Genomic DNA, 3,228 nt, shown 5'->3' on the forward strand with positions numbered 1-3,228 from the left:
AGTATAGCTAGTTGGGAGTGTTTTTTACGTAATATAAAGCCACTTTTTTATAGGCGTAAAAAAGCCTGCATAAAAGCAGGCTTTAGTTTCTAGGGAAAATTAAAATTTAGCGCGAATACCAAAGCTGTAACGGCGATCTGCTTCAGTGTACTTCCAAGCACCACCTAGTTCAGATAGGTAAATAGAAGGCTCGCCCGTTAAGTTGGTCGCATTACCTACTAAGGTCACGTTTTCGTTAATATCCCAGCTTGCAGAGAAGTCTAACTGGCCTCTGTCGTCACGGTAGTTATTACCGTAAACAGTACCTTCTGCTGAAATACTGCCGTCTGAGTTAATATTTTCTACACGTTTCTCGTTTTCAGTATCTAAGAAACTGTCACGGTAGTTATAAGCTAGACGAGTAGAGAAACCTTCGTATTCCCAAAATACTTGTAAGTTATACGTATTTTTAGAAATATCTAATAACGGGTTACCGTTTGGTTGCTCGCTGTCTGCGTATGTGTAGTTTGCGTTAATGCCTAAGCCAGAAAATGCACCAGGTAGGTCTGTAAAGAACTGTTGATAACCAACTTCAAAGCCTTGTACTGAGCCGTTTTCACCGTTTACATTTTTAACAGTATCGATACCCGTTAGTCCTGCGTCACGTAAGCCTGCTACATGGTTAAAGCCATCAGCATCTACTGGGAAGTCAGTTGCATCCGAGTAAACTAGGTTGTCTTGTGAAACACCTGCAACGTCAAGCTGACATACTTGGTTCCATTGAGTTACGTTTTGACCTGTTGAAGTGCTTGATGCAGCTACACAGCTACTTTCGTTACTTAAGAAAGATTCAACATCTTTATAAAATACTGCGAAAGAAATTACGTTACCTTGGTCAAAGTAATGCTCTACAGATAAGTCGTATTGCGTTGCACGATATGGTTCTAAATCAATAGAGCCTTGCGTTGCACCTGTAATGTCGTTATTAACGTCAAATGCAGGGCTTAGTTCGCTAAAGTCAGCGCGGCGCATAACTTTTGCAGCAGCAAAGCGGAATAATGTTTCGTCTGAGTAGTTATACGTTACGTTTAAGCTTGGTAAAAAGTCGCTGTAGTCATTGTCGCCAGTTACTTTTTCGCCATTAAGAAATACGCTTGATTCTAAATCTGTAGTTACATAACGACCACCCACAATTGCAGTGATGTTATCAAAGTCTAAGTAGGCTGATATATACACGGCAGCAGTATCTTCAACTACGTTGCGGTATGCGCTTTCTTGGAACTCTTGGTTATCTGAAAGACTACCTGTTGACGCTAGGTTAGTACCTGCAAGTAACTGCTGAAGCTGAGCGTAAGTATTGGCCGGGTTAGATAAACCGTTGTAGCTTAAAAAGGTTAGTAGGTCGTTTTGTCCCGAATGACCTAATTGGTCAAATGAGTTGTCGTGGCTAACTGTTGTAAAGCTATTTGAAAAAGCAGCGTTGTAGTCATCAACCCATAAAGTGGCTAACGAACCGTCTGAGTCGTTAAATGCATTTTTATAAATGTCTTTAATTTCTACTTTGTATTGCTCATATTCGTAATCGCGGTTAGTAACACGTACACCCGCTTTTACTTTAGATACCCAGCTTAAGCTGCTGAGTGGCTCAAACATTTCAACATCAAAACGAATAGCTGTTTCGTCATTGTCTGTTCTTCTATCTTCACTTTTAAACGTACGAAGTGCTAAGTTTTGTGGGTCAGTAAATGCATTAGGATCTGAATGAATGATGCTTGGTAATTTATTACCGTCTTGAGAGAATGCACCATCATATAAATGATTTGTTAGCTGAGTTCCACCACTTGCTTCAAATGTTGATTTTTCGATTGGGCGAAGTGTAAATTCAGAATCAGGTCTTACGCTTTCTGATGATGCTACCGCAATTTCACCAGAGATTTTGATACTGTCAGTAAGGTTCCACTCTGCACCAAGTGCATTTGAAAACGAGTCAGTTTCACGAAAGTCACTGTATGTTTTAGGAATACCAAATTCGTTTGTTAACGTGTAATTATTTACGCCGTTAGCATCTTGAGTTGTATTTGCATCTGTTGATAGTGAACCTGCGACACCTAAAATAGAGTTACCAGCTTGTTCACCTGAGCGCTTTGTGCCGCTTAAATCAAGATACACCATGCCATTACCAGATTGTGGTGCCCATTGAAGAGATAAATTTACAGCAGTTCGTTTACGCTGCTCTACGTATTGTTCAACACTGTGCTCGTCTCTTACGATAGCGTTGCCACTAGGTGTATTACCTTCTTGGCCATTAATTTCGATATCTTGAGGTTTAACACGGCTAGATGTTTCATCTTGGCGAATTTCTCGATCTTGGAATGAAAACATAGCAATGGCACCAAAGGTACCCATTTCATCAAAGTCCCAGTTGTTACCAATTGAACCACTAAAAATAGGAGCTACATTTTCTGTTTTATCAGCGTATTCGCCATCTAATGAAACTGCGCCAGTTAGTTTATCTAACTCTAATGGGCGAACTGTCTTTAAACTAACTGTTCCGCCTAATGCACCCTCAATCATATCGGCAGTAGGAGACTTAACTACTTCTACTGTTTTTAAGAAGCTTGATGGGTAATCTTGCAAGCTAATGCCGTCACGAGAGTCACCAATAGTAGAGCGACCATTTAATTCAACACGGTTTTGAGGTAAGCCACGAATCGAAACACTGTCACCCACACCAAAATCGGTATTAATAGATACGCCAGTAATACGTTGCAACGCTTCTGCAATATTATTATCTGGTAACTTACCAATGTCTTCAGCAACAATCGCATCTACAATACGTCCGTCAGTACGCTTAAGCATAGCGGCGGCTTTCATACTGCCTAGCATGCCTTTTACTTCAATAACTTCAATGTCTGCAGCTGCCGTTTCTGAAGCTGCGGGAGCCTCTTGCGCTGCAATATTTGAAGAAGCCATTAATAAAAGGGCTGCGGCACTGATTGTTGTAGAGCTACTTCTTTTATGCTTATTAATTAATGTTGAAGTAATTTGATTGAGTTTCATGTATCTCTCCCGTTTGGGTACGACTTGCGTCATTGTGTGTGTGTGTGTTGTTACTTGGCTTGGTTAACCAATTTAACTGTTTCTTTCCTGTAGCGTGTCATACAGGTGGTATGGTTGAAATTAATCCAATTCAACTTTATTTACAACCTTTGTTTACCAAAATTTCACAATGTGTATTACAAAAACCTC

General features: G+C 40.2%; 1 protein-coding gene. It reads right to left on the reverse strand.

Features of this window, described 5'->3' with window-relative positions:
* Positions 1 to 99: 99 nt before the first annotated feature.
* Positions 100 to 3,039 carry a TonB-dependent receptor gene (locus H5072_RS15350; protein ID WP_182694014.1) on the reverse strand — a complete coding sequence of 980 codons (2,940 nt, stop codon included), beginning with the start codon at positions 3,037 to 3,039 and terminating at the stop codon, positions 100 to 102.
* Positions 3,040 to 3,228: the final 189 nt, after the last annotated feature.

The organism is Pseudoalteromonas sp. SR45-5 (assembly GCF_014163565.1).
GTDB lineage: Bacteria > Pseudomonadota > Gammaproteobacteria > Enterobacterales > Alteromonadaceae > Pseudoalteromonas > Pseudoalteromonas distincta.